The sequence below is a fragment of the Streptomyces sp. NPDC097981 genome, from assembly GCF_040302565.1.
GTDB lineage: Bacteria > Actinomycetota > Actinomycetes > Streptomycetales > Streptomycetaceae > Streptomyces.
In genome coordinates this window covers 1-1616 of record NZ_JBEORW010000177.1, presented here as the reverse complement: position 1 = coordinate 1616, position 1616 = coordinate 1, and the positions used below count along the sequence as shown (strand labels likewise).

Here is a 1616-nt window from a genome sequence, read left to right as displayed (position 1 = left end):
CGTTGGATCTCGAAGAGAGGTGGGGAGCAGATGGCTGAGGAGCCGTTGTTTCTGCGTTCGAAGGCCATTGTGGAGCCGTTGGTTGACCGGTTCTTCGCGTGGCCGCATACGCTGGCGCCGGTGCAGGCGGCGATGAATCTGGCGTTTTTGCAGGTGCCGATGCTGGAGTCGTATCTGCAGTCCCCGAAGGTGCATGTCGCGGCGAGTAACAATCCTGAGCTGCGGGGTGGGTATTTCATCAACATTCCGGAGGAGCGTGCCGATGAGGTGCGTGATCTTCTGGAGGGGATCAAGCGGGACCGGGCGGACATGCTGCGGTTCGCGGAGGCGATCGCCGCTGGTCAGGAGATCCTGCGGGCGAACGCGACGGGGTTCGATCTGACGCCGTTGTATCCGAAGATGCCGGCGGAGCTGAACGGTCTGGTGGAGCTGGCGTACGACACGGACAACCAGGCGCAGATGCGGTTCATGGAGCCGCTGGTCTACAAGAGCAGTGTGTATTCCGAGGCGCGGCAGTCGGTGCAGCTGTCGTTGGAGCCGGGGTATGAGCGTCCGTTCATTCTGAGTACGCCGCGGCTGCCGTCGCCGGATGTGCTGGAGCTGGCGGTGCCGTTCCGTCACGCGGGTCTGGAGGAGCTGTTCAAGGCGCGGGTGAGTCCGGCGACGCTGTCGCATCTGCGGGAGGCGCTGGAGCTGGACGATGTGCAGGCCAAGCAGTTGTCGGGGCTGCTGACGGACCGTCCCAGCGGTGCGCCGGACCGGCACATCGAGGGGGGCGGGCGGATCCGGTACTTCGGGCACGCGTGTCTGGTGATGCAGACGCCCGAGGCGGCGATCGTGACGGACCCGTTCATCAGTGCGGACAGTTCCGCTGGTGACCGGTACACGCTGGATGATCTTCCTGATTTCATCGATCTGGTGCTGATCACGCACGGGCATCAGGACCACATCGTGCTCGAGACGCTGCTGCAGCTGCGCGGTCGGGTCGGTGCGATCGTGGTGCCGCGTTCTTCGCGCGGGAACCTGGCGGACCCGTCGATGGCCCTGATGCTGCGGCAGCAGGGTTTCCCGGTCGTCGAGGTCGATGATTTCGACGAGGTGGAGTTCCCGGGCGGGAAGGTCACGGCGACGCCGTTCCTCGGTGAGCACTGTGACCTGGACATCCGGGCGAAGTCCACTTTCTGGGTGGAGCTCGCGGGCAAGAAGGTGTTCGTCGGTGCGGATTCCTCGGGTATCGACCCGATGCTGTACCGGCGGATCAAGGGTCATCTGGGGACGGCTGACATCGCGTTCCTGGGAATGGAGTGTGATGGTGCGCCGCTGACGTGGCTGTACCAGGCGCTGCTGACGATCCCGGTGTCGAAGAAGCTGAGTAATTCGCGGAAGCTGTCGGGGTCGAACGCGGAGCAGGCTGCGGCGATCATGACGGAACTCGGTGCGCACGAGGCGTACGTGTACGCGATGGGTGAAGAGCCCTGGCTGGGACACGTGATGGCGACGACTTACACCGAGGACACGTACCAGATCAAGCAGATCGAAGAATTCATGACCTGGTGCAAGGACCGGGACATCAAGGCCGGTCACCTCTACCGCCAGCAGGAATGGCGCTGGTAGTC

General features: G+C 63.8%; 1 protein-coding gene. It reads left to right on the top strand.

The window, feature by feature from the left end:
* The coding region (locus ABTY04_RS40895; RefSeq protein WP_352218503.1) for an MBL fold metallo-hydrolase at positions 1–1614 on the top strand (1614 nt) is incomplete at its 5' end.
* Positions 1615–1616: the final 2 nt, after the last annotated feature.